This window comes from Caballeronia sp. HLA56 (assembly GCF_054655155.1).
In genome coordinates this window covers 3,067,014-3,089,750 of sequence record NZ_BAAHOB010000005.1, presented here as the reverse complement: position 1 = coordinate 3,089,750, position 22,737 = coordinate 3,067,014, and the positions used below count along the sequence as shown (strand labels likewise).

21 protein-coding genes, 1 tRNA gene and 1 pseudogene are annotated in these 22,737 nt (G+C 62.1%); 9 read left to right on the top strand and 14 right to left on the bottom strand.

Translation table 11 applies throughout. From position 1 onward, the window contains the following. Window positions 1-19 precede the first annotated feature (19 nt). Genes pcnB through hda form a run of 3 tightly spaced genes read right to left on the bottom strand, consistent with a single transcriptional unit; the run spans window position 20 to window position 3,076 of the window. Complete coding sequence (pcnB, locus tag ACYQ47_RS33915) at window positions 20-1,582, bottom strand: polynucleotide adenylyltransferase PcnB (RefSeq protein ID WP_459909147.1); 1,563 nt, start codon at window positions 1,580-1,582, stop codon at window positions 20-22. Further along, on the bottom strand, window positions 1,575-2,261 hold the full coding sequence (locus ACYQ47_RS33910; RefSeq protein ID WP_459909145.1) for a histidinol-phosphatase: 687 nt from the start codon (window positions 2,259-2,261) through the stop codon (window positions 1,575-1,577). The genes pcnB and ACYQ47_RS33910 overlap by 8 nt, the downstream gene beginning before the upstream one ends. Window positions 2,262-2,272: 11 nt before the next feature. Then, window positions 2,273-3,076, bottom strand: a complete 804-nt coding sequence (gene hda / locus ACYQ47_RS33905; protein ID WP_244827083.1) for a DnaA regulatory inactivator Hda — start codon at window positions 3,074-3,076, stop codon at window positions 2,273-2,275. 267 nt (window positions 3,077-3,343) lie between these two features. On the opposite strand from hda, the gene purM reads away from it, so the two are divergent. Then, window positions 3,344-4,399 (top strand): phosphoribosylformylglycinamidine cyclo-ligase, encoded by a 1,056-nt coding sequence (gene purM, locus ACYQ47_RS33900; protein ID WP_250463178.1) that lies wholly within the window; start codon window positions 3,344-3,346, stop codon window positions 4,397-4,399. Between the two features lie 80 nt (window positions 4,400-4,479). On the opposite strand, the pseudogene ACYQ47_RS33895 reads toward purM, so the two are convergent. The 4 genes and pseudogenes from ACYQ47_RS33895 to mutL all read right to left on the bottom strand — a co-directional run bounded on the left by ACYQ47_RS33895 (window position 4,480) and on the right by mutL (window position 8,102). Further along, window positions 4,480-4,835 (bottom strand): annotated as a pseudogene (locus ACYQ47_RS33895) (HepT-like ribonuclease domain-containing protein). Continuing rightward, window positions 4,832-5,125, bottom strand: coding sequence for a nucleotidyltransferase family protein (locus ACYQ47_RS33890; RefSeq protein WP_250463250.1), 294 nt, complete (start codon window positions 5,123-5,125; stop codon window positions 4,832-4,834). The pseudogene ACYQ47_RS33895 and the gene ACYQ47_RS33890 overlap by 4 nt, the downstream one beginning before the upstream one ends. A 101-nt stretch (window positions 5,126-5,226) precedes the next feature. Then, entirely contained in the window at window positions 5,227-6,171 is a 945-nt protein-coding gene (gene miaA, locus ACYQ47_RS33885) for a tRNA (adenosine(37)-N6)-dimethylallyltransferase MiaA (RefSeq protein ID WP_250491827.1), read from the bottom strand. Next, a complete protein-coding gene (gene mutL, locus ACYQ47_RS33880; RefSeq protein ID WP_459909142.1) occupies window positions 6,168-8,102 on the bottom strand; it encodes a DNA mismatch repair endonuclease MutL in 1,935 nt (644 codons plus the stop codon). Before mutL ends, miaA begins: the two co-directional genes overlap by 4 nt. A gap of 193 nt (window positions 8,103-8,295) precedes the next feature. On the opposite strand from mutL, the gene ACYQ47_RS33875 reads away from it, so the two are divergent. Continuing rightward, the gene (locus tag ACYQ47_RS33875; RefSeq protein WP_244827087.1) at window positions 8,296-8,955 is read left to right on the top strand and encodes a VTT domain-containing protein; all 660 of its coding nucleotides are present in this window, start codon (window positions 8,296-8,298) and stop codon (window positions 8,953-8,955) included. A gap of 77 nt (window positions 8,956-9,032) precedes the next feature. Here the strand turns inward: ACYQ47_RS33875 and ACYQ47_RS33870 are convergent, their stop codons facing one another. After that, window positions 9,033-9,284 carry a GlsB/YeaQ/YmgE family stress response membrane protein gene (locus ACYQ47_RS33870; protein ID WP_244827961.1) on the bottom strand — a complete coding sequence of 84 codons (252 nt, stop codon included), beginning with the start codon at window positions 9,282-9,284 and terminating at the stop codon, window positions 9,033-9,035. Between the two features lie 382 nt (window positions 9,285-9,666). Here ACYQ47_RS33870 and ACYQ47_RS33865 point away from each other — a divergent pair, with 382 nt between their 5' ends. The 3 genes from ACYQ47_RS33865 to ACYQ47_RS33855 are packed head-to-tail and all read left to right on the top strand — an operon-like array spanning window position 9,667 to window position 11,551. Then, entirely contained in the window at window positions 9,667-10,557 is an 891-nt protein-coding gene (locus tag ACYQ47_RS33865) for a peptidoglycan DD-metalloendopeptidase family protein (protein WP_250491829.1), read from the top strand. 37 nt (window positions 10,558-10,594) lie between these two features. After that, window positions 10,595-11,149, top strand: a complete 555-nt coding sequence (bamE, locus tag ACYQ47_RS33860) for an outer membrane protein assembly factor BamE domain-containing protein (protein ID WP_244827089.1) — start codon at window positions 10,595-10,597, stop codon at window positions 11,147-11,149. Between the two features lie 54 nt (window positions 11,150-11,203). Further along, entirely contained in the window at window positions 11,204-11,551 is a 348-nt protein-coding gene (locus tag ACYQ47_RS33855; protein ID WP_244827090.1) for a hypothetical protein, read from the top strand. 319 nt (window positions 11,552-11,870) lie between these two features. On the opposite strand, the gene ACYQ47_RS33850 is transcribed toward ACYQ47_RS33855, so the two are convergent. The 6 genes from ACYQ47_RS33850 to ACYQ47_RS33825 form a co-directional block, all read right to left on the bottom strand. Then, window positions 11,871-12,350, bottom strand: coding sequence for a hypothetical protein (locus tag ACYQ47_RS33850; RefSeq protein ID WP_459909138.1), 480 nt, complete (start codon window positions 12,348-12,350; stop codon window positions 11,871-11,873). A gap of 141 nt (window positions 12,351-12,491) precedes the next feature. Next, the gene (locus tag ACYQ47_RS33845; protein ID WP_250525419.1) at window positions 12,492-13,160 is read right to left on the bottom strand and encodes a glycine zipper 2TM domain-containing protein; all 669 of its coding nucleotides are present in this window, start codon (window positions 13,158-13,160) and stop codon (window positions 12,492-12,494) included. A 317-nt stretch (window positions 13,161-13,477) separates the two neighbouring features. Next, window positions 13,478-13,554, bottom strand: a tRNA-Met gene (locus tag ACYQ47_RS33840). Window positions 13,555-13,652: 98 nt separating this feature from the next. After that, a complete protein-coding gene (locus tag ACYQ47_RS33835; protein ID WP_244827131.1) occupies window positions 13,653-15,311 on the bottom strand; it encodes an MFS transporter in 1,659 nt (552 codons plus the stop codon). Between the two features lie 230 nt (window positions 15,312-15,541). Beyond that, the gene (locus ACYQ47_RS33830) at window positions 15,542-17,131 is read right to left on the bottom strand and encodes a sensor histidine kinase (protein WP_250463298.1); all 1,590 of its coding nucleotides are present in this window, start codon (window positions 17,129-17,131) and stop codon (window positions 15,542-15,544) included. Window positions 17,132-17,137: 6 nt separating this feature from the next. Further along, window positions 17,138-17,878 (bottom strand): response regulator, encoded by a 741-nt coding sequence (locus ACYQ47_RS33825; protein WP_459909136.1) that lies wholly within the window; start codon window positions 17,876-17,878, stop codon window positions 17,138-17,140. Between the two features lie 258 nt (window positions 17,879-18,136). On the opposite strand from ACYQ47_RS33825, the gene recA reads away from it, so the two are divergent. The 4 genes from recA to sucC all read left to right on the top strand — a co-directional run bounded on the left by recA (window position 18,137) and on the right by sucC (window position 22,685). Further along, window positions 18,137-19,204, top strand: coding sequence for a recombinase RecA (gene recA / locus ACYQ47_RS33820; RefSeq protein WP_284502972.1), 1,068 nt, complete (start codon window positions 18,137-18,139; stop codon window positions 19,202-19,204). Between the two features lie 357 nt (window positions 19,205-19,561). Next, the gene (recX, locus tag ACYQ47_RS33815; RefSeq protein WP_409014919.1) at window positions 19,562-20,326 is read left to right on the top strand and encodes a recombination regulator RecX; all 765 of its coding nucleotides are present in this window, start codon (window positions 19,562-19,564) and stop codon (window positions 20,324-20,326) included. A 490-nt stretch (window positions 20,327-20,816) separates the two neighbouring features. Continuing rightward, window positions 20,817-21,422: a DUF2889 domain-containing protein gene (locus ACYQ47_RS33810; RefSeq protein ID WP_459909133.1), complete on the top strand. Its 606-nt coding sequence runs from the start codon at window positions 20,817-20,819 to the stop codon at window positions 21,420-21,422. A 96-nt stretch (window positions 21,423-21,518) separates the two neighbouring features. Continuing rightward, window positions 21,519-22,685 (top strand): ADP-forming succinate--CoA ligase subunit beta, encoded by a 1,167-nt coding sequence (gene sucC, locus ACYQ47_RS33805; RefSeq protein ID WP_244827136.1) that lies wholly within the window; start codon window positions 21,519-21,521, stop codon window positions 22,683-22,685. The last annotated feature ends 52 nt before the right edge of the window (window positions 22,686-22,737 follow it).

Below are 22,737 nucleotides of genomic sequence, written 5' to 3'. Positions count from 1 at the left end.
ACTGTAACGAAAAGCGGCGCTATTCGTTGTCGGCGCCTTCGACGGGGCCCGAGTCGCTCGTCGCGCCTGCTTCGTGTGCTTCGTGCTCCACGGTCTCGCCGTTCTTGCGCTTCGCGTTGCTGCGCCGCCGGCGCTTCTTCGGACCGCGATCTTTCGTGCCGCCTTGCGAAAGCAATGCTTCGCGATCGGCGTGATCGGCTTCGATGAAATCGGTCCACCATTGACCGATCTCGGCATCCAGTTCGCCCGACTCGCAACGCAGCAGCAAGAAATCATAACCCGCTCTGAAGCGCGGATGTTCCAGCAGCTTCAAGGCGGTGCGGCCGCGCTTTTCGAGCCGATGCTGAAGCCCCCAGATCTCGCGCATATCCGACGAAAAACGCTTGTGAATGGCGAGCTTTTCGGTCTGCATGTCGAGCACGTCGTCCATTGCGCGATGCAGCGCCGGCACCGGATAGTCGCCGGCTGCGGTGAACTGTTGCCAGCGCGTCTGCACGTCGTGCCAAAGCAGCGTGGCGAAGAGAAAGCCCGGCGACACCGGCTTGCCCGCGCGCACGCGTTGGTCGGTGCTCGTCAACGCGAGCGTGACGAACTTCTCGCCATGCGGTTGCTCCAGCACGACATCGAGCAAAGGCAGGACGCCATGATGCAGCCCTTCCTTGCGCAGACGCGTGAGACACGCCAATGCGTGACCGGAAAGCAAGAGCTTAAGCATCTCGTCGAACAGACGCGCGGCGGGCACGTTGTCCATGAGATCGGCGAGTTCTTGAATGGGCGCGCGCGTGGCGTCGTCGATCTCGAAGCCGAGCTTGGCCGCGAAGCGCACGACGCGCAGCATCCGCACCGGGTCTTCGCGATAACGCGTGGCCGGGTCGCCGATCATGCGCAACAGGCGCGCGCGGATGTCGGCCATGCCGTCGTGATAATCCAGCACGGTTTGCGTGGCCGGATCGTAGTACATCGCGTTGATGGTGAAGTCGCGGCGCGTGGCGTCTTCGTGCTGCTCGCCCCACACGTTGTCGCGCAGGACGCGGCCGCTCGCGTCGACCGCGTGCGTGCGCGTGTCGAGTTCGCTGCGCTTGTAGCGGCGTGGCGCTTCGGCGGCGGGCGCGGTTTGCGCGGGCGGTGCATCCACGAGCGCGCGGAACGTGGAAGTCTCGATGATCTCCTGCCCGAACTGCACGTGCACGATCTGAAAGCGCCGCCCGATGATGCGCGCGCGCCTGAAAAGCCGTTGCACTTCGTCGGGCGTGGCGTCGGTCGCGACATCGAAGTCTTTGGGCGCGACGCCGAGCAGGAGATCGCGCACCGCGCCGCCGACGATGAACGCGCGATGCCCCGCCTGTTGCAGCCCGTCGGTCACGCGCACCGCGTTCTTCGAGATGAGCGAAGGATCGATGCCATGAACATCCGACGACAGGATGACCGGCACGCTCGGATCGCGCTTGGGCGGCGCGACGGTTTTCTTGCGCGTGCTCTTGCGAGCCGGTTTCGTTTCTGACGAAGCGCTGGCTTGAACGTCGCCATCGGTGGTATCGGCGCTTTCTTGTCCGAACAGCTTGCGGATGAGTTTTTTAATCACGTGTATCGAAGAGGTTCAGAATGCGCCAGCCTTTGGCTTGCGCATGCGCGCGCAGGGTGTCGTCGGGATTGGTTGCGACCGGGTCGGTCACGCGTTCGAGCAACGGGATGTCGTTGTGCGAATCGCTATAAAAATAGCTGTGTTTGAAGTCGGCGAGCGACTTGCCGAGCGTGCCGAGCCATTCCTCGACCCGCACGATCTTCCCTTCGCGATAACTCGGCGTGCCGGTCGGCCGGCCCGTGAGCGCCCCTTGCGGGTCGTTGTCGACGGTTTCGAATTCGCAAGCGATCAGCGTTTCGATGCCGAACGCTTCCGCGATAGGCGCGGTGATGAACGCGTTGGTCGCGGTGACGAGGCAGCAGAGATCGCCATTATCCTGATGCTCGCGCACGAGCGTGACGGCAGCCGGGACGATGCGCGGATTGATCACCTCGCGCATGTACTGCGCGTGCCAGTCGTCTAGTTGCTCGCGCGAATGCCTGGCGAGCGGCCCCAGCATGGCGTGCAAATACGCGTTGATATCGAGCACGCCCGCCTGGTATTGAGCGTAGAAGGCATCGTTTTGCCGCGCGAAGCTGTCTGCATCGACTATACCGAGCTTGACCATGAAGCGGCCCCATTCGTGGTCGCTGTCGGTGGGAATGAGCGTGTGGTCGAGATCAAAGAGGGCTAGGTTCATGGGAGCGCATTTTACTTGAAGCGGGTCGGAGCGTTGTCTGTAGCGGCGTGCGCGTGAGGCTCGCCGAACAGGTCGATGGAATCGGGCGATGCGCTTTCCGTCTCGGACCCGGCCAGGTCCCACGAAGGCTGGCCGAAGCGCGCGAGCACGGTGCGCAAAAGCGGCATGGTCACGGCGCGCTTTTTTTCGAGCGAGAAGCGGTCGAGTTCGTCGAGCAGCGCCATGAGACTCGGCATGTCGCGCCGGAAATGCGTGAGCAGATAAGCGGGCACGCCTTCGGCCAGCACGATGCCGCGCTCGCGCGCCGCGTGCCGCAGCACCGACGCCTTGGCGTCATCCGCGAGCGGCAGCAGATGGAACACGAGGCCCCAGCCGAGCCGCGTGCGCAGGTCCTCGCGCACGGCGAGCTGCATTGGCGCGACGTTGCCGGTCGCGACGAGCGCGCTGGCGGGGTAAGCGCGCACTTCGTTGAAGAGATTGAACAGCGCGATTTGTTGCGCGGGCGAGAGGCCGTCGCAATCGTCGACGGCGTAGAGCGTCACGCGCGGATCGAAACCGAACGCGTTCAGCGCGCTTTGCGGGCTCAGAAAGCGCGCGCGGCCGTTCGCCTCGTACACGAGCGCGTGCAGCAGATGGCTGCGGCCGCTGCCGGCTTCGCCCCAGATATAGAACGTGCGATCCGCGACGGGTCCGGCCGCGAGCGCGCCTTCGAGCTCGCGCAGGCGCGTCACCAGTTCGTGGTTGCTCGCGGCGAAGAAGTTGTCGAAGGTGGCGGGCGGTGGTGTGCCCAGGTCGAGCGTCAGTTGGCGTTGCACGTGAGAAAGGAGTCGGTTCGGGCTGTTTGGGCGGATCGGTTGTGTCTTCGTCTTGTCTTCGTCGTGTCTTGAAAACAGGCGGCTCGGGTGCGCCGATGTTCGAAACGCCGCCGCTGGCCGCCTTTCGCGCGCGGCGCCGCTGCTTTCGCCGGACCGTATTCGATCTCGAAAAGAGCGCCGGCAGGCTTCGATGCACGCGCGGGAAAACCAGCCGGACGGCTGTCATCGGGTAAAATCGCATTTTACCGACCTTCTTGCGCTCCCCCCATGAATCAACCGAAATCCGCCCCTGATGCTCCCGGTTTGTCGTATCGCGATGCGGGCGTCGACATCGACGCAGGCGACGCGCTCGTCGACCGGATCAAGCCGTTCGCCAAGAAAACCTTGCGCGAAGGCGTGCTGGGCGGCATCGGCGGATTCGGCGCGCTGTTCGAAGTGCCCAAGAAGTACAAGGAACCGGTGCTCGTGTCGGGCACGGACGGCGTCGGCACCAAGCTGCGTCTCGCGTTCGAACTGAACCGGCACGACACGGTGGGCCAGGATCTCGTCGCCATGAGCGTGAACGACATCCTCGTGCAGGGCGCGGAACCGCTCTTTTTCCTCGATTATTTCGCCTGCGGCAAGCTGGACGTGGATACGGCGGCGGACGTGGTGAAGGGCATCGCGCAAGGTTGCGAATATGCGGGCTGCGCGCTGATCGGCGGCGAGACGGCGGAAATGCCGGGCATGTACCCGGACGGCGAGTACGACCTCGCGGGCTTCGCGGTCGGCGCGGTGGAGAAGAGCAAGATTATCGACGGCAGCGCGATCAAGCCGGGCGATGTCGTGCTGGGTCTCGCGTCGAGCGGTATCCATTCGAATGGGTATTCGCTGGTGCGCAAGATCATCGAGCGGGCAAATCCCGACTTGAACGCCGATTTCGACGGCCGTTCGCTCGCCGACGCGCTGATGGCGCCCACGCGCATCTACGTGAAGTCGCTGCTGTCGGCCATGCAGACCGTGACCGTGAAGGGCATGGCGCATATCACGGGCGGCGGTCTCGTCGAAAACATTCCGCGTGTGCTGCGCGAAGGGTTGACGGCTGAGCTGGATCATCGCGCTTGGCCTTTGCCGCCGCTGTTCGCATGGCTGCAGAAGCACGGCGGCGTCGCGGATGCGGAGATGCATCGCGTGTTCAACTGCGGCATCGGCATGGCGGTGATCGTCGCGGCGGAAGACGCGCAGGCAGCCACCGGCTTGCTGTCGGCAGCGGGTGAACAGGTTTGGCAGATTGGTGTGGTGCGGGAAAGCGCGGATGGGGAGGCGCAGACGGTGGTGGTTTGAATGCTTGCCGCGTTGTGATGTCGGTGTTGAAAACCCTCGCTGGTGGCGGGGGTTTTTGTTTTTCAACTACAGCAACGACATTACTCAGACGGCTGCGCGAGGACGCGTTCGAGTTCGGGCAGCGCGCTTTGCACCGTTTCCCAAACAATGTCCAGATTCGTATCGAAATAGCCGTGTGTCATGCGACTGCGCATGCCGCGTAGCTTTTCCACGGTACGGTAGCGTTGCTTTTCGCGAAGCCGGGAAACTCGGTCTCAATCTGAACCGCGGCTTCCCCTATTACGATGAGGTTCAGAATAACTGCCTGCTGAACCATCCGATTCGCGACGAAGTCTGCCTTGCTCAGCTTCTGAACGTAGCCGCGTGCAGTTCGCGAAGCGTCCAGCAGATGGTCGATATAGTCGGTCAGGCGCAACTGGCGCTGTTTTGCATTCATACCGCGCGCGCCTCACTCAGAACAACGGATCGAAACTTCATTGGCAAGTCTTGCGGTGTCACGACGTCCACCGGCACGCCGAGCAGTTCTTCCAGTTCGACCTGAATTGCTCCAAGGTCGAAAAGCGTCGCTCCCTGTAGAGCATCAACCAAAATGTCGAGATCGCTGCCGTCGTCGTCTTCGCCGTGAAGAACCGAGCCGAATACTCGCGGATTTGCCGCATGGTTGGCCGCGATGATGCGACGAACGTCGTTGCGATGCACTTCGAGCGCTGATGAAGGTTTGGTCATGGGACGGAACGATAAGAAGCCACGCATGAATGATAACGCGGCTTTGCCTTGAGGCATGAAGCGCAAGCGAGAACCGGTTCCGCCGCTTTTCTTGACGCCACTCACCCCGCGACCGCCAACACCGTCGCCACCGCCCGCTCCGTTGCATCCCCCGCGCAACAATCCACCACCGCCCGCTCCGGTATCGAACGCAGCCACGTCAACTGCCGCTTGCACAACTGCCTCGTCGCGAAGACGCCCTTATCGCGCATTTCGTCATAGCGTGTCGCGCCGTCGAGATACTCCCATGCTTGCCGATAACCCACGCATCGCATCGACGGCATCGACAGATCGAGGTCGCCACGGGCGCGCAGCCGCTTCACTTCGTCGATGAAACCGTGCGCCAGCATCGCATCGAAGCGTGCCGCGATACGCGCATGCAGCACCGCGCGATCCGAAGGTTCGAGTGCAATCGGCACGAAGCGATACGGCGCATCGCCCGAAGACTCACGCGGCGCGGCAAGCAGCGCCGACATCGGCTGCCCGGTGAGCATGAACACTTCGAGCGCGCGTTGAATGCGCTGCGAGTCATTCGGCGCGAGACGCGCGGCGGTTTGCGGATCGATTAACGCAAGTCGCGCATGCAACGCCGGCCAGCTGTCGCGCGCGGCATCGGCATCCAAAAGAGCGCGCGTATCGGCATCGGCGGGAGGCAAGTCGTTCAAGCCCTGCGTGAGCGCCTTGAAGTACAGCATCGTGCCGCCGACCAGCAGCGGCACATGCCCGCGCGCGACGATCTCGCCGACGAGCCGCAGCGCATCGTCGCGAAACTGCGCGGCGGAATAGCTCTGTGAGGGATCGATGATATCGATCAGATGATGCGCGGCCAGCGCGCGTTCTTCCGCGCTCGGTTTGGCCGTGCCGATATCCATCTCGCGATAAACCAGCGCCGAATCCACGCTGATAATCTCGACCGGCCGCGCCGAGCGCGCGGCGAACGCAAGTGCCGCCGCTGTCTTCCCCGATGCCGTCGGCCCCAATAAACACGCGATGGAACGAGCCGTCATTGTCCGCGCATGAAGAGGCGGTCGAGGTCCGCGAGCGTGAGTTGGAACCACGTCGGCCGGCCGTGATTGCATTGATCGGCGCGTTCGGTTGCTTCCATCTGGCGCAAAAGGCCATTCATTTCATCGAGCGTAAGGCGCCGGTTGGCGCGCACGGCGTGATGGCACGCGAGCGTTCCAAGCAACTCGTGCTGACGCTCGGTGAGCACGCGCGACCCGCCATACGCCTGCAAATCCGCCAGCACGGCGCGCGCAAGCGCTTGCAGATCGGCATCCTTGAGCAGCGCGGGAACTGCGCGAATGGCAATCGATGTCGGCGAGAGCACGGCCAGATCGAAGCCGAGCGCATCGAGCGTGGCGCGCTCTTCCTCGACGATGCCGATCTCGACCGCATCCGCCGTCATCGATACCGGAATGAGAAGCGGCTGCACGGCGATCGCACGATCCGCAAGCGCATTCTTGAACTGCTCGTAGAGAATGCGTTCGTGCGCGGCGTGCATGTCGACGATCACGAGTCCACGCGCGTTTTGCGCAAGCACGTAGATGCCGTGAATCTGCCCGACGGCGAAGCCGAGCGGCTGGTCACCGGCGTGATCGAGCGGAGCGGGTCGCGGCGCATAAGCCGGCGCGCTTTCGCCGGCCCATGCCACCGAAGGCGACGCCTCGGGCGCGGTGTTGTCCTTGCGGCCGAAGAGCGCGTCGTACAGCGCAAGCGGCTGCGCGACGGGCAAAGTGCCCTGCGTCATGCGCGACTGGCGCATCCATGACGTGCCGTTTTCGCCGCGCATCGGCGCCGTATCGCCGCTGCCCGTGGCGTAAGGTTTTGCGCTGAACGAAGCCGGTCCGGTCGGCGACAACTGCGCCGCATGCCCGCCCGACGTGGTTTCCGGCGACGCGCCCGCTTGCCGCGCGAGCGCGCGCTGCACGGCATGAAACACGTATTGGTGAATCGAGCGCGAATCGCGAAAGCGCACTTCGATCTTCGACGGATGCACGTTCACATCCACCGATTCGGGCGGCAAGTCGAGGAACAGCACATAGGCCGGATAGCGATTGCCATGCAGCACGTCTTCATAGGCCGCGCGCACCGCGTGCGTAAGCAGCTTGTCGCGCACGAAGCGGCCGTTGACGAAGAAATACTGTTGATCGGCGCGTCCGCGACTGGCGGTCGGCAGGCCCGCGCAACCGTAGACGGCGAGCGGCCCGGCGCGTTCATCGAGCGGCAGATGCGCGGTTTCGAACACCTCGCCGAGAATCTTCGCGACGCGCGTCCGCGGATCGCTCGCGTTCCAATGCTCGACGGCCTTGCCGTTGTGCATCACCGAAATGGCGACGTCCGGGCGCGCGAGCGCCATGCGCCGGATCACATCGAGGCAATGCCCGAGTTCGGTCTGTTCGCTCTTGAGGAACTTGCGCCGCGCGGGCGTGTTGAAGTATAGCTCGCGCACTTCCATGGTGGTGCCGACCGTGCCGGCTGCCGGGGAAATGGCGCCCGTTTGCGCGTCGATGCGCGTCGCGTGCGGACAACTCTCGGTGCGGCTCGTGATGAACAACTCCGCGACGGAAGCGATGGAGGCAATTGCCTCGCCGCGAAAGCCGAGCGTGGCGACGGCTTCCAGGTCCGCGAGCGAGCGGATTTTGCTGGTCGCGTGGCGTAAAAGCGCGAGCGGAAGTTCGTTGGGCGGAATGCCGCTGCCGTCATCGGCAATGACGATTCGCTTCACGCCGCCTTCATCGAGTGTGATGCGCAGGGTGCGCGCGCCTGCATCGAGCGCGTTTTCCAGCAGTTCCTTCACGACCGATGCCGGCCGTTCCACCACCTCGCCCGCCGCGATCTGGCTGATGAGCTGGTCGGGAAGCGGCGCGATGGCGCGCGAACCGCGCGCGGCGTCTGCGGTCAATGTGTAGGCGGAGGGATCGTTGAGTTCGGCCATCCCGAATTATAGCGATTCGCATCCGAGCGTCCCGATGCGCGATTTTGGCGGCAAAAGGGCGTCGAGACGGCGTCTGGATGAGCGCTTCCTAATTGAAGGCGCGTTTGCGTTCGGTATCATGGCGCGACCTTCCACGGTTCTTGACGGCGGGCAGATTCCTGTCGCGCCGGGCCATTTTTTTCGAGGAAAGCTTTTGGACACGCTGCTGCAATTTCTAGGGATGATCCTTCACATCGACAAGTCGCTCGGTGTCTTTATCCAGCACTACGGCGCTTGGGTCTATGCGGTGTTGTTCCTCATCGTGTTCTGCGAAACCGGGCTCGTCGTATTCCCGTTCCTGCCCGGCGATTCGCTGTTGTTCATCGGCGGCGCGTTTGCCGCGTCCCACGCGATGGACTTGAGCGCGCTCATCGTGCTGCTGCTCGTGGCGGCTGTTCTGGGGAACACGGTGAATTACTGGATCGGGCGTGCTATCGGCCCGAAGGTGTTCGACACCAACATTCCCGTGCTGGAGCGCTTTCTCGACCGCGCGGCGCTGCAGAAGACCCACAACTTTTATGAGCATCACGGCGGCAAGACTATCGTGATCGCGCGCTTCGTGCCGGTGGTACGGACCTTCGCGCCGTTCGTGGCGGGCGCTTCGTCGATGAATCACACGCGCTTTCAGTTCTTCAATATTCTGGGCGCGCTGGTTTGGGTCCTGTTGCTCGTGCTACTCGGCTACTTCTTCGGCAACATTCCGTTCATTCGGCAGTATTTGAACGTGATCGTGCTGGTGGGAATCGGCGCGGCAGTGGTGCCGATCGCGCTGGGTGCGCTTTGGAAGCTGACGCGGCGGCGCTCGAAGGCGTAAGCCGTAACGGCAATTGCTGCTTTGGGGCACTGAAATCGAGCGAGACGCGTGTTACTGCGCGCCTCGCTCGATGCGTTTTATCCGCGGCGAATCAGGCGGATAAGGAACAGCAGCACGACTGCACCGATCACGGCCGTCACGAGCGAGCCGAAGATGCCACCGCCGAACGAGATACCGAGCGTGCCGAACAGCCAGCCGCCGATCAGACCGCCGACCACGCCGACGATAATGTCGACGATCACGCCGAAGCCGCTGCCGTTCATGATGAGACCGGCGAGCCAGCCCGCGACGCCGCCGATGATCAGCCAGAGGATGATTCCGTGTTGCAAGAAATTCATGAGAAAAAACTCCGAGAGATTGGATGATTGCAGGACTGCAGGAAGCTCCTGCTTTCGAGCGCGGTGAATTTAGCCCAAAGAACGGCCACGCGGACCGGCCTGAGTGTCAAGTTTTGTCGATGCCACGGCTCGCGCCAGACACGGCAAGCGCGTCGAAGATAGTGTGTAATTTGATCAAAATTTAGAATGCCGAAACGCCCGGTGCACCGAATGGCCACGTGTGTCGTTTATGTCACGACGGCGGAATTGTTTCGGTAATGTTTTATGCTGGCGGATGTTGATCGTTTCACGTATTGCAACAGGAGCGGCGCGACGCATTGCTGTAATCGGCGCTGTGGGCTTTGAACACGCTGCAAGAGACTAGAACAAGAGAATGAGAACGTTGGTGTCGATGCAAATGGAAGGTTTCAAGCTATTCAGCCGCGCGGGCATCGCGGGGGCAGCGGTCGCGGCAGTGCTCGCCGGATGTTCCTCCACACCGCGCACGCCCGCGCCTATCGTCGAGAGTTCGGCGTCGAGCGCGCCGCCTGTCGTTCAGACGACGTCGCCCGCCGTCATTCCCGCGCCGGTCGTGCCGCTCAACACGCCGCCAGCGGAGCCGGGCTTCTATCGCGTGAAGCCGGGCGACACGCTTTACGGCATCGCGCGAAACTACAAGCAGAAGCCCGACGACCTCGCCAAATGGAACACGCTGCCCGAAAGCAAGCAGGTGAATATCGGACAGTTGTTGCGCGTGGCGCCGCCGGGCGCAGCCGTGGCATCCGCGAGCACGGCGCAAAAGAAAGACATGCCGCCGCTCATTCCCACACCGCAGAAGTCATCGAGCGACAAGACCGAAAAGTCCGTCGCGCAAAAGCCCGCGCCCGAAGCCAGCGAAGAACATGTGAGCGCCGCCAGGGGCACGTTCGTGTGGCCCGCGAAGGGCGAGGTCGTGCGCAAGTTCGGCGCGAGCGGCAACAAGGGAATCGATATCTCCGGCAAGGTCGGGCAGCCCGTGAAGGCGGCAGCCGGCGGCAAGGTCGTGTATGCGGGCAGCGGCTTGCGCTCGTATGGGCGCATGATCATCGTGCGGCATGGCAACGATTTTCTGACCGCCTACGCCTATAACGACAAGCTGCTCGTGCACGAAGGCGATACGGTCAAGCAAGGTGCGACCATCGCCGACATGGGCACGGGACCGAGCGGCTCTCCGGAGCTGCATTTCGAAGTACGCAAGTCGGGCGCGGCGGTTGACCCGTTGCCCCTGCTTGGCGCAGGTGGTTGAAGAATGAAGGTTGAAACATGAAGGTCGAAGGAGAGTGATGGTGAAGAAAGTCATGGGCGCGGCATGTGTCGCGCTGTCATTGCTTGCTGGCTGCGATCAGCAGCAAAGCGAGGATGGGTTGAACAAGCTCAAGGCAATTTTCAATGCCGTGAAGCCCGACAATCTGCTGCTGAAGGATTTGCAGCCTGGCGTCACGACCGAGGCGCAGATTCGCAGTCAGATGGGCGACCCGGAAATCGAACGGACTTTCACCGACGGGTCCAAGCGGCTCGAATATCCGCGCGGCCCGGCGGGAACGAACACCTATTTCGTCGATCTCGACGCCGACGGACTCTTCGTGTCGGTGACGCAGGTTCTGACCGCGGCGAATATCGCGAAGGTAAGGCCCGGCATGACGCAGGATGAAGTGCGCCGGTTGCTTGGCAAGCCGACCACCGTCGCGGAGTATCGACTGAAGCAGGAACGCGTGTGGAGTTGGCACTGGCTCGAAGATGGCGTGAATCGCGACGCCATGTTCAACGCGCATTTCGACCCGAACGGCATCGTGGTGACGACTTCGCGCTCGGAGGCGGAGGGCGGCGGACGTCATTGAGAGGTTGCAGAGGCAATGAACAATCAGAATAACGACAAGAGACGAAACGCCTTGATGAATGACGCCGCGCGCTATCGCGACCGTTATCTGCAAGACGCGAACGATGCGACGCTCACGCTCTGGGCTTGCGATCGTGGTCATCACTGGGACGACGCGGTAGATGCGGCTCAGAACATTCGTTGCATGAACTGCGCGTCGCACCGGCGCGAGGTAGAGATGCAGCGCTTGCATGGCATCGCGCAGATGCGCGGCGGTGCGCTGTTATCGCCGGGCCGTGCCGACATCAAGGCGCCGCCTTCCTGGCGATGCGCGTGGGGACACGTCTGGGATGCGGATATCGAATCCGCGCAGCGTTCATGGTGTGCGGAGTGCGGCCGGACGGTGTTTTCGAAGTACCGCTGAGTCGCGCAAAAAAGAAAAGCCGGCGAGTGCCGGCTTTTGAGCTTCTTTGTCGGAGCGATGGCGTGGTTCGCCTGCTACTCGCCGGGCTGTTGGCAAAACCGTGCGCTCTTTATTGTTACCTGCCTGGCGCGCCTGTGCCTTTACCCACAACTCGGTCGAATGCCGCCCATCTTTTTTGTGGTCCGTTTGCGCTTGAATCGACTTCCCCCGTGCGCAGACACAGTATCGAGGCAACGGTTTTGTATGAGTGTTCGTTCTCGAACACACGCAAGCAAGATACGTGGCGGATAAACCCTTAACCGTCCCATCGGCTTTTCGACTAAGCCAGTTCTTCGTGTTTGGCCTCGTGACGCAAGTTCGCCGCGACGAGCGATTGCGTGACCATGCGTGCTTCGGCTTGCGCGATGTGTTCGAGCGTCGCGTCTTCGAGCTGGTCGGCATAGATGGCGAGTGCATCGCACAGGTTGGCGTACGCCGCGTCGTCGAGCGTCCACTCGCCCGTGCCGGTGTGCCGCTCGTCCAGTTCGACGAGCGCTTCGTAGGCTGCGGTGATGTCGTCGGCGTGATCCGTCACGTGACCGAGCTGGCCGAGTTCTTCCGCGATCAGCAGATGCCGGCACAGCGCCATGAAAAGCGGCTTCGAGCCGTGTCCGCGCCGGAGGGCGTCGAGTGCGGCATAGGCTTGAAGCAGCATGGCGTTGGTCATCGGTTCGCGGGCGGCGCGGCTATAGGTCAGCGCGCGCAACAGCGGCGACATGGCAGGACGGCCGGACTTCATATTCGTCGATTTTTTCTTCACGGAATTCTCCGGAACAGGTTCTTGCTCGCGCACCCGAACCGGCGGGCCGGGACGCTTCGTGCAATGAGCATGGAAACATCATCGCACTCGATAATTAGTGTTGTCTTAAGACGCGTCAGGCTATGCAAAGGCGCGCCGTTCTCAAGCCGGGCTCAGCGATTCACCCGCCACGCGCACTCGCTCGCCGACCGCGACGCCGGGCGCGCTGTCGTAATTGAAGCTGCGCACGCTGCCATCGTTCATGCGGACTTGCACCTGATACGTCGTCGTCTTGTGGACGACATGTTCGATCTGATTGCCCGCGAGCCCGCCGCCAAGTGCGCCGATGATCGTCGCCGCCGTGCGTCCGCGACCGTTACCGATCTGCGTCCCCGCCAAACCGCCCACGACCGCGCCGCCTATTGCACCGAGACCCGTGGTGGGTTGCGCGGTCTGCACCGCGTTCACCGCCATGACCTGGCCGGCATACGGATCGTACGCCGGTTGGGCTTCGACCGCTGCGGGCGCCGCGGCCGCCACGCTATGTGCCGTCGTCGACGCCGGTTTCAAGTGATGCCCGCGAACCGCACGCGGCAATCGATCCGCGTCGCTTCCAGTCAAAGCCGGCGCGCTTGCGGGCGACGCCTTGGCGACTTGCGCGTCTACCAGCGGCGAAGCCGTCACGGCCGTCGCGGTGGCTTTCGATGACGGCAGAAGGCCGGTCATCGCGGCCACGCCCGTGCCGCAAGCGAGGATCACCGAGACGGCCGCCGCCGCCATGAGCGGATGAATACGCGAGGGCTTTTGATCGAACTGGGGTACGGCGTTCATGGCAGCGTCTCCGTTGAGTGCTTGCAAGGCATTGATGCCTGCCTGCTATAACGCCGCGTTTGCTGCCCGGTGGACGCGTCCGGTGTGACATTTGTAAGCAAACATCTCCGCTTAATTCGAACGAGGAGGCGTTTGAGAAGCGTCGCGTCACTTTGGCGCGCAAGTCACGCGTGTTGAGTCATGGCGACGAGCGCGTGACCAACGAGATGCGGAAAGGCGCCGGTCATGCATGAAGACAAAAAAACGCTGGCATGCCGGGAAGCGCGCCGAAAGCAAGAAGCCGCTGATCCTTGCGGAACAGCGGCTTCTTTTGATGCTGGTGGCGAATCAGGGATTCGAACCCCGGACCTGCGGATTATGATTCCGTCGCTCTAACCGACTGAGCTAATTCGCCGAAAGAAGCGAGATTATGGCGATAGGTGAAACCGCTGTCAACCCCCGCCGCTCGTTTTATTCAAGCGGCAGGAAAGCGCCAGGAAAGCGCCATCGTCATCAATCTTCGTCATAGACATTCGTCTTGCGCGTGTCCTTGACGAACAACATGCCGATCACGAACGTCGCCAGCGCAATCACAATCGGATACCACAAGCCCGAATAGATATCGCCTCTCGCGGCGACGATAGCGAAAGCCGTCGCAGGAAGAAATCCACCGAACCAGCCATTGCCGATGTGATACGGCAACGACATCGACGTGTAGCGAATTCGCGCCGGGAACATCTCAACCAGCATTGCCGCGATCGGGCCGTAGACCATCGTCACGAAGATCACGAGGATGGTCAAAACGACGATCGCCATTGGCCAGTTGATGAGCGCCGGATCGGCCTTCGCCGGATAGCCCGCGCTCTTCAACGTGCCGGCGAGCGTCTTGTCGAAGGCCGCGCCTTGCGCCTTCGCGTCGGCCGCCTTGCCGTCGTAGGTGTTCACCACCGTTTCGCCCACCTTGATCTGCGCGAGCGTGCCCGCCGGTGCCGCGACGTTCTCGTAGTTGAGACCGGCTTTGGACAGCGCGCTCTTCGCGATATCGCACGACGACGTGAACTTCGACGTGCCCACCGGATTGAACTGGAACGAGCACTCGTCCGGATTGGAGATTACGACAATCGGCGACTTCTGCGTGGCGGCTTCGAGCGTCGGGTTGGTGTAGTGCGCGAGCGCCTTGAAGAGCGGGAAGAAGCTCAACGCGGCGATCAGGCAGCCCGCCATGATGATCGGCTTGCGGCCGATCCGGTCCGAAAGCGACCCGAAGAACACGAAGAACGGCGTGCCGATCAAAAGCGCCACCGCGACCATGATATTCGCGCTGGTGCCATCGACCTTGAGGGTTTGCGTGAGGAAGAAGAGCGAGTAGAACTGCCCCGTGTACCACACGACCGCCTGACCCGCCGTCAAACCGAACAGCGCCAGCAACACGATCTTCAGGTTCTTCCATTCGCCGAACGCTTCGGTCAGCGGCGCCTTCGAAGTCTTGCCTTCGGACTTGATGCGCTCGAACACCGGCGATTCATGCAGCTTCATGCGAATCCACACCGACACCGCGAGCAGCAGGATCGACACGAGGAACGGAATGCGCCAGCCCCAGGCACCGAACTGTTCTTCGCCAACCATCGTGCGTACCGCCAAAATCACGATCAGCGAAATGAAAAGGCCAAGCGTCGCCGTGGTCTGGATCCACGCGGTCCATGCGCCGCGCTTGTTGGCCGGTGCGTGCTCCGCGACGTAGGTCGCCGCGCCGCCGTACTCGCCGCCGAGCGCGAGGCCCTGCAGCAAGCGCATCGCGATGAAGATGACCGGCGCCGCAATGCCTATGGTCGCGTAGCCGGGCAGGAAGCCGATCAGAAACGTCGACAAACCCATGATGACGATGGTCACGAGAAACGTGTATTTGCGCCCGACCATATCGCCGAGCCGCCCGAACACGATCGCGCCGAACGGACGCACCGCGAAACCCGCCGCGAAGCCGAGCAGTGTGAAGATGAAGCCAGCGGTCGGATTGACGCCCGAGAAGAACGTCTTGCTGATGTAGATGGCAAGCGAGCCCGCCAGATAAAAGTCGTACCACTCGAACACCGTGCCGAGCGACGAAGCGAAGATGACCTTCCTTTCCTCGCTCGTCATCGGTGCGTGGGAAATGCGCCCCTCAACCGTAGCCATGAATCGTCTCCTGATTTGAATTCGCGTACGTGTCGGAAACGCCCGAGGCGCTCCGGTGCAACGATTATTGGAACGAAAACTTACGGCGTTCTGACTCGCCCGGATGCGTGTCGAATCGGCGCATAAAGTACATCTTCGGCTAACCATCTGCTATTTTCTTTTTATCTCGCTCATTCTTGCGTCAATGCGCGTTTTATGTTGTTTGTCGAGGTGTTGGGCGCTGGGCGGGCTCAGGGTTTGTCCCGCATAGGAAAAACCCGCTGTAAGCTCACGCGAACCAGCGTTCCAGCCAGTCGCGGCGCTTCCTGATACACATGATCTTCGATGACGAGCGTGCCGCCGTGCATCGCCGTGATCTCCTTGACGATGGCGAGACCGAGGCCGCTGCCGTCGCCCTCGCGTCCGAGAATGCGATAGAAACGCTCGAGCACGCGCTCGCGTTCGGCGCTCGGAATGCCAAGTCCGGTGTCTTCCACTTCGAGATGAACGTGATCGAGATCGTGCTCGCCGGTCCGCACGCGCACGGTCACGCGTCCGTTCGGAGGCGTGTAGCGGATGGCGTTATCGATCAGATTCGACAGCAATTCACGCAGCATCACCGCGTTGCCCTCGACTTCGACGGGATACGCGGGCTCCTCGTAACCGATATCGATACCCTTCGCGAGCGCCGCCTGCACCCAGTCGCGCACGGCGAGCCGCGCGAGATCGGTCAGTTCGACGTGCGAGAAAATCTGCCCCGTCGCGCGATTTTCCGCGCGCGCCAACGCGAGCAATTGCGTGACGAGCCGCGCCGCGTGCTCGGAACTCGTGGCGATCTGTTCGAGCGAGCGCTGCACTTCCGTCGATACCTCTTGGCGCAACGCAAACTCCGCCTGCATGCGCAGGCCGGCGAGCGGCGTTTTCATCTGATGCGCGGCATCGGCGATAAAGCGCTTCTGAAACTCCATGTTCTGTTCGAGCCGCACGAGCAAATCGTTGAACGACGCCACGAGCGGCGCGATCTCGGGCGGCGCGCGGGCCGCTTCGAGCGGCGAGAGGTCGTCCGGACGCCGCGCGCGAATGTTCGACTGCAGCGCGTGCAGCGGCGCGAGCCCGCGCGAGAGGCCGAACCACACGAGCACGATGGCGAGCGGCAGGATCACGAACTGCGGCAGGATCACGCCTTTGATGATGTCGTTGGCGAGCTGGCTGCGTTTGTCCAGCGTCTCGGCGACCTGCACGAGCACCGGCTGCGTCTCGGCGGGATCGCGTCCCGGCGCGAGACCGGGCACATCGACCGTCGTATAGGCGACGCGAATGTCGTTGCCGCGCAGGGCGTCGTCGCGAAATTCGACGATGCCCGGCTGCGGACGATCGTCGTCATGCGGCAAGGGCATGTCACGGTCGCCGCCGACCAGTTCGCCGCGCGTGCCGAGCACTTGAAAGAACACGCTGTCGACGTTGTCGGCGCGCAGGAAATCGCGCGTGACATCGGGTAGACGCAGTTCGGCGACGCCGTTCACCGGCTGGATTTGGCGCGCGAGCATGTAGACGTCGGCTTCGAGCGCGCGGTCGAACGGACCGTTGGCAATCGACTTCGCGACCAGATACGTCACCGCGATGCTCATCGGCCAGAGCAGCAGAAGCGGCGCAAGCATCCAGTCGAGAATCTCGCCGAAGAGCGAGCGCGGATGCGTTTCGTTGTCGGGTTCGAGTTCGTCGGGAGGCGCGAACGGGTTGGCGTAGCGCGCGTCGCGCTTGGCGTCGGTGTCGCTTTCGGTGGCGGCGTGGTCGTGTCCGTGCCGGGCTTCGCTTGGTTCGGTGGAAACGGGCGACGCCATGCGCGGCTACTTGTATTGAGGGCTGGCGGGCAGGGAATCGCTCGCCGCGGGTTGGGCAACGGCGCCGTTGTCGACAATGGCGCCGGCTTTTTCCAGCGTGTAGCCGAGCCCGCGCACCGTGATGATGCGCGCGCCGCTCGCTTCGATTTTTTTGCGCAAGCGGTGCACGTACACCTCGATTGCGTTGTTGCTTACTTCTTCACCCCACTCGCATAGATGATTCACGAGCTGTTCCTTCGACACGAGCCGCCCGATGCGCTGGAGCAGCACTTCGAGCACGCCGAGTTCGCGCGCGGACAGGTCTACGACTTGCTCGCCGATATGCGCGACGCGTCCGACCTGGTCGAACGCCAGCGAACCATGCTTCACGACAGTCGGACCGCCACCCGCGCCGCGTCGCGTCAACGCTCGAACGCGCGCTTCGAGCTCGTTGAGCGCGAAGGGCTTGGCCATATAGTCATCGGCGCCGAGGTCGAGTCCCTTCACGCGTTCGTCGACACTGTCGGCCGCCGTCAGGATCAAAACCGGCATCTGCGAATTGCGTGCGCGCAGGCGGCGCAGCACCTCCAGACCGGGCATGAGCGGCAGGCCGAGATCGAGAATCAGGAGGTCGAAAGTTTGCAGCGAAAGGGCGGTATCTGCCTCGACGCCATGCTTCACATGGTCGACGGCGTATCCCGATTGGCGGAGTGATCGAATGAGACCGTCCGCGAGTATGCTGTCGTCTTCGGCAATGAGGATTCGCATCGTGTTGTGCGCCTTCGTGCGCGGCAAAGCGCAGTCATTGCCGACACCGCATTTCGCCCGGCGCGGCGGTCTCCAGGTGTTTTGCGGTTTTTGCGCGGTGCGCGCGGCGTGGAAAAAAGACTGCGTCGCGCGATCGGGCTTGCAAAAACTACTGTTTTTTTATACAGTGTCTGCGGGAGTGCTACAGACGGGCTCGAGTTCGTTTCGAGCTTGCCGGCACCCGCCTCAGACGCCGTTCATCATAGCAAAGGACGATTCATGGAAGAAAGCAAGAAAGGCCCGGCTGGCATGACTGCGGAGAAGGGCAAGGCATTGGCCGCCGCGCTCGCGCAGATCGAAAAGCAATTCGGCAAAGGGTCGATCATGCGGCTCGGCGCAGGCGAGGTGGTGGAAGACATTCAGGTGGTCTCGACAGGGTCGCTCGGTCTGGATATCGCGCTTGGCGTCGGCGGCTTGCCGCGCGGCCGTGTCGTGGAAATCTACGGGCCTGAGTCGTCGGGCAAAACCACGCTCACGCTGCAGGTGATCGCCGAGATGCAAAAGGTCGGCGGCACGGCGGCGTTTATCGACGCAGAACACGCGCTCGACGTGCAATACGCGCAGAAGCTCGGCGTGAATGCGCAGGAACTGCTGATCTCGCAACCGGACACGGGCGAGCAGGCACTGGAAATCGCAGATGCGCTGGTGCGCTCCGGCTCCATCGACATGATCGTCATCGACTCCGTCGCGGCGCTCGTGCCGAAGGCGGAAATCGAAGGCGAAATGGGCGACTCGCTGCCTGGTTTGCAAGCGCGCCTGATGTCGCAAGCGCTGCGCAAGCTAACTGGCACCATCAAGCGTACGAACTGCCTCGTCATCTTCATCAACCAGATCCGCATGAAGATCGGCGTGATGTTCGGCAACCCGGAAACCACCACGGGCGGCAACGCGCTGAAGTTCTATTCGTCGGTGCGCCTGGACATTCGCCGTATTGGTTCCATCAAGAAGAACGACGAAGTCATCGGCAACGAAACGCGCGTGAAGGTCGTGAAGAACAAGGTCTCGCCGCCGTTCCGCGAAGCCATTTTCGACATCCTTTATGGCGAAGGCATTTCGCGTCAGGGCGAGATCATCGACCTGGGCGTGCAGGCCAAGCTGGTAGACAAGGCGGGCGCCTGGTACAGCTATAACGGCGAGCGTATTGGTCAGGGCAAGGACAACGCGCGCGAATTCCTGCGCGAGAACCCGGACATCGCCCGCGAGATCGAGAACAAGATCCGCGAGTCGCTCGGCGTGGCGGCAATGGCTGACGCCGTGGCGCCGGGCGCCACGGTGGCGGACGAGTGAGTTGTCGCTTTATCGTCACGTAGTCGTCGTCTCGTCCTTTAGATACTCACTTGGTCACTGACGATGTTGAAACGCCGGTTCGGATCGAAGGCTGGCAGAACGGACGGAAGGTTCGGGCGGTCTGCTGGTTCTGATGATCCGAACGGCGCGAGTGATCCTCAGTCGCGTGACACTCAGTCGCGCGATTCGACGAAGGCGTTGCGTGGTGGCTGGCGGCGAGAGTTGCCGGTGAATGCGCGTGATGCTGCTGAGTTGGACGCAAGGGCGGCCGATGTTGATGCTGCTGCTGTCCGGGAAAGTGAGACACCGTCGTCCGAAGATCGCCGGGCGCGTCTGGAGCAAGCCCGCGCGTTGCTGATGCAGGCAGCGTCCATTCGTGAGGGCAACGCACCGTCGAGAAACGCAACCTCCAAGCCGGCAGTGGAAAGGCCGACTCTGGCGACCAACCGTGCGCAGAACGCGTCACCCTTGGCAAGCCGGATTGCCAATCCAAACCAATCATCTGCAATCGACGCCTTCGAAGACGCCGATCCTTTCGAGCCCTTCGAGCAGTGCACGCCGGATGCAGGCGTCAACACAGCATCCGAATCGGTCTACAGCCGTTCAAGTCAACGCGCTCGCAAAACTTCCGCTGCCGAAGTCAAAGATTCCAAGCGTCCGCAACGTTCGCTTAAAGGACGCGCGCTTGCTTACCTGTCTCGTCGGGAATATAGCCGCGCGGAGTTATCGCGCAAGTTGCGTCCCTACGTCGAAGAAGCCGATTCGCTCGAAACACTGCTCGATAGCCTCGAACGTGACGGCTGGCTCTCGAACGAGCGCTTTGTCGAAAGCGTCGTGCATCGAAGAGCGGCGCGCATGGGCGGCAGCCGGATCATCCACGAATTGAAGCGTCATGCAGTGGGCGAGACACTCATCGGTGAAACCGCCGACAAACTCGCGCAGACCGAAACCGCGCGAGCGCAGTCCGTATGGGAGAGGAAGTACGGCGTCGTACCGGAAACGCCCGCGGAGCGTGCGAAGCAAGCGCGCTTTCTCGCGGCGCGCGGCTTCTCCATGAGCACGATCAGCAAGGTGTTGAAGGGAAGCGACGAAGACTGGACCGACGAAGTCATCGACGATTGATGGCGAACGCCGTCTAGTTTAGTGCGGGCGCATTCGAGCGCCATGTGATTGCCCGAGCGCCATGTGCATCTATTTCGTGCTTTCACGTGCTGGACTCATGGCGAAGCCGCATTCCATCACGACGTGGTTCAAAACCATTCGCACGCGAAGCGTTAGGTTAATTATTCCATGCTCCACGCGCTTGCCTCATCGTGCTGGCGGATTTCGACCGCTGAGTAATTTCAGGTTTCGCGCGCATGCAAACAGGTCGGGCTCATGTTTCCACATCCGCGTGTTGAGCTTCTAGTCCACCAAAGTAAGAAGTGATTTCAAACGACCGCGTGCATGCAAGCTCCGAGGCGGGAAGAAAATCCCGCACCGCGCCGAAGCGTTAATAAGCACAGGCTTTCAAGCTTTCCCCGCGCACGTTTCTGGTGCCTGAGTCATCCCCGGCTTGAAATACCCAATATGCTAAAATTCCACGGTTTTCCCGTTCCGGCTTTGGTCCAGCATGCCTCTTTCCCCGCCCGTTTCCCGACAATTGCGCCATCGTCGCGCGATTCGGATTGAAGCGTTCGAGCGAGATGACGGCCTATGGGACATCGAAGCCGTTCTAACCGACGAGAAGACGCGCGACTTTCAACTCGTGACGGGCGTGCGGCCATACGGTCAGCCAATCCATGAACTCTGGCTACGCATCACCATCGACCGCGAACTCACTATCGTCGACGCAGAAGCGTCCTCGGAGTGGGCGCCTTATGCTGGTCTCTGCGCCGAGTCCAATCCTGCCTATCGCTCGCTCATCGGGCTCAATCTCCTCAAGAATTTTCGCCGCGAAGTCAATCAGCGTATTGGCGGCGCGACTGCTTGCACGCATCTCACCGAGTTGTGCGCCGTCCTGCCGACTGTCGCCATCCAGGGATTCGCGGGTCAGGTCTGGAATACCGAATCGGGTAATCCGTTCGATTCGAAGGACGCAAAGGCAGCATCGGACACACCGCCGTTTCAACTCGGGCGCTGTCACGCATTGCGCTTCGACGGCCCCGCGGTCGAGGAGTACTATCCGCGCTGGTTCGAGCGCGCAGGCACAAACGACACCAAGCCGCGCGACACCTAGCGCGCACGCGGCGATCAGCATTCAAACAAGAATCGATGAAATCAGCGGTTCAGCAAATCGAAGTTCACTCCAACTCTCAGACTGAAGGAATCACGCATGAAGATTCACGAGTACCAGGGTAAGGAAATCCTGCGGAAATTCGGCGTCGCGGTCCCGCGCGGCAAACCCGTGTTCTCGGTGGATGATGCGGTCAAGGCCGCGGAAGAGCTGGGCGGCCCGGTATGGGTCGTCAAGGCGCAGATTCACGCTGGCGGCCGTGGTAAGGGCGGCGGCGTGAAGGTCGCGAAGTCGATCGATCAGGTCCGCGAATACGCGAACCAGATCCTCGGCATGCAGCTCGTCACGCACCAGACCGGTTCCGAGGGCCAGAAGGTGAACCGTCTTCTGATCGAAGAAGGCGCGGACATCAAGAAGGAACTTTACGTCGGCCTCGTGCTCGACCGCGTATCGCAGAAGGTCGTCGTGATGGCGTCGAGCGAAGGCGGCATGGACATCGAGGAAGTCGCGGAAAAGACGCCCGAGTTGCTGCACAAGCTGCCGGTCGATCCCGCCACGGGTTTGAAGGACGCCGAAGCGGACGACCTCGCGCGCAAGATCGGCATTCCAGACGCATCGTTGCCGCAAGCACGCACCATTCTGCAAGGTCTCTACAAGGCGTTCTACGAGACGGATGCATCGCTCGCGGAAATCAACCCGCTGATCCTGACCGGCGACGGCAAGGTCATCGCGCTCGACGCCAAATTCAACTTCGACGCGAACGCGCTCTTCCGTCACCCGGAAATCGTCGCGTATCGCGATCTCGACGAAGAAGATCCGGCTGAAGTCGAAGCGTCGAAGTTTGACCTCGCGTACATCTCGCTCGACGGCAACATCGGCTGTCTCGTGAACGGCGCGGGTCTGGCCATGGCCACGATGGACACCATCAAGCTGTTCGGCGGCGAGCCGGCCAACTTCCTGGACGTCGGCGGCGGCGCCACGACCGAGAAGGTAACCGAAGCCTTCAAGCTGATGCTCAAAAATCCGAACCTGAAGGCGATCCTCGTCAACATCTTCGGCGGCATCATGCGCTGCGACGTGATCGCGGAAGGCGTGATGGTCGCGTCGAAGGCCGTGGACCTGAAGGTGCCGCTCGTCGTGCGCATGAAGGGCACGAACGAAGACCTCGGCAAGAAGATGCTCGCGGACTCCGGTCTGCCGATCATCTCCGCCGACAGCATGGAAGAAGCCGCGCAGAAGGTCGTCGCGGCGGCCGAAGGCAAGTAAGCGCGCCCGCTTCCTAGTCTGACAAGAGCGTTCCACCAGACACGAATGGCGG

Coding starts and splice junctions, on each gene's coding strand:
- recX (WP_409014919.1), top strand. CDS start 19,562: ATGCAGGCAGCGTCCATTCGTGAGGGCAACGCACCGTCGAGAAACGCA.
- ACYQ47_RS33890 (WP_250463250.1), bottom strand. CDS start 5,125: ATGACCAAACCTTCATCAGCGCTCGAAGTGCATCGCAACGACGTTCGT.
- ACYQ47_RS33830 (WP_250463298.1), bottom strand. CDS start 17,131: ATGGCGTCGCCCGTTTCCACCGAACCAAGCGAAGCCCGGCACGGACAC.
- ACYQ47_RS33855 (WP_244827090.1), top strand. CDS start 11,204: ATGAATGACGCCGCGCGCTATCGCGACCGTTATCTGCAAGACGCGAAC.
- recA (WP_284502972.1), top strand. CDS start 18,137: ATGGAAGAAAGCAAGAAAGGCCCGGCTGGCATGACTGCGGAGAAGGGC.
- ACYQ47_RS33910 (WP_459909145.1), bottom strand. CDS start 2,261: ATGAACCTAGCCCTCTTTGATCTCGACCACACGCTCATTCCCACCGAC.
- ACYQ47_RS33835 (WP_244827131.1), bottom strand. CDS start 15,311: ATGGCTACGGTTGAGGGGCGCATTTCCCACGCACCGATGACGAGCGAG.
- ACYQ47_RS33865 (WP_250491829.1), top strand. CDS start 9,667: ATGAGAACGTTGGTGTCGATGCAAATGGAAGGTTTCAAGCTATTCAGC.
- ACYQ47_RS33810 (WP_459909133.1), top strand. CDS start 20,817: ATGCCTCTTTCCCCGCCCGTTTCCCGACAATTGCGCCATCGTCGCGCG.
- mutL (WP_459909142.1), bottom strand. CDS start 8,102: ATGGCCGAACTCAACGATCCCTCCGCCTACACATTGACCGCAGACGCC.
- bamE (WP_244827089.1), top strand. CDS start 10,595: ATGGTGAAGAAAGTCATGGGCGCGGCATGTGTCGCGCTGTCATTGCTT.
- ACYQ47_RS33845 (WP_250525419.1), bottom strand. CDS start 13,160: ATGAACGCCGTACCCCAGTTCGATCAAAAGCCCTCGCGTATTCATCCG.
- miaA (WP_250491827.1), bottom strand. CDS start 6,171: ATGACGGCTCGTTCCATCGCGTGTTTATTGGGGCCGACGGCATCGGGG.
- purM (WP_250463178.1), top strand. CDS start 3,344: ATGAATCAACCGAAATCCGCCCCTGATGCTCCCGGTTTGTCGTATCGC.
- sucC (WP_244827136.1), top strand. CDS start 21,519: ATGAAGATTCACGAGTACCAGGGTAAGGAAATCCTGCGGAAATTCGGC.
- ACYQ47_RS33825 (WP_459909136.1), bottom strand. CDS start 17,878: ATGCGAATCCTCATTGCCGAAGACGACAGCATACTCGCGGACGGTCTC.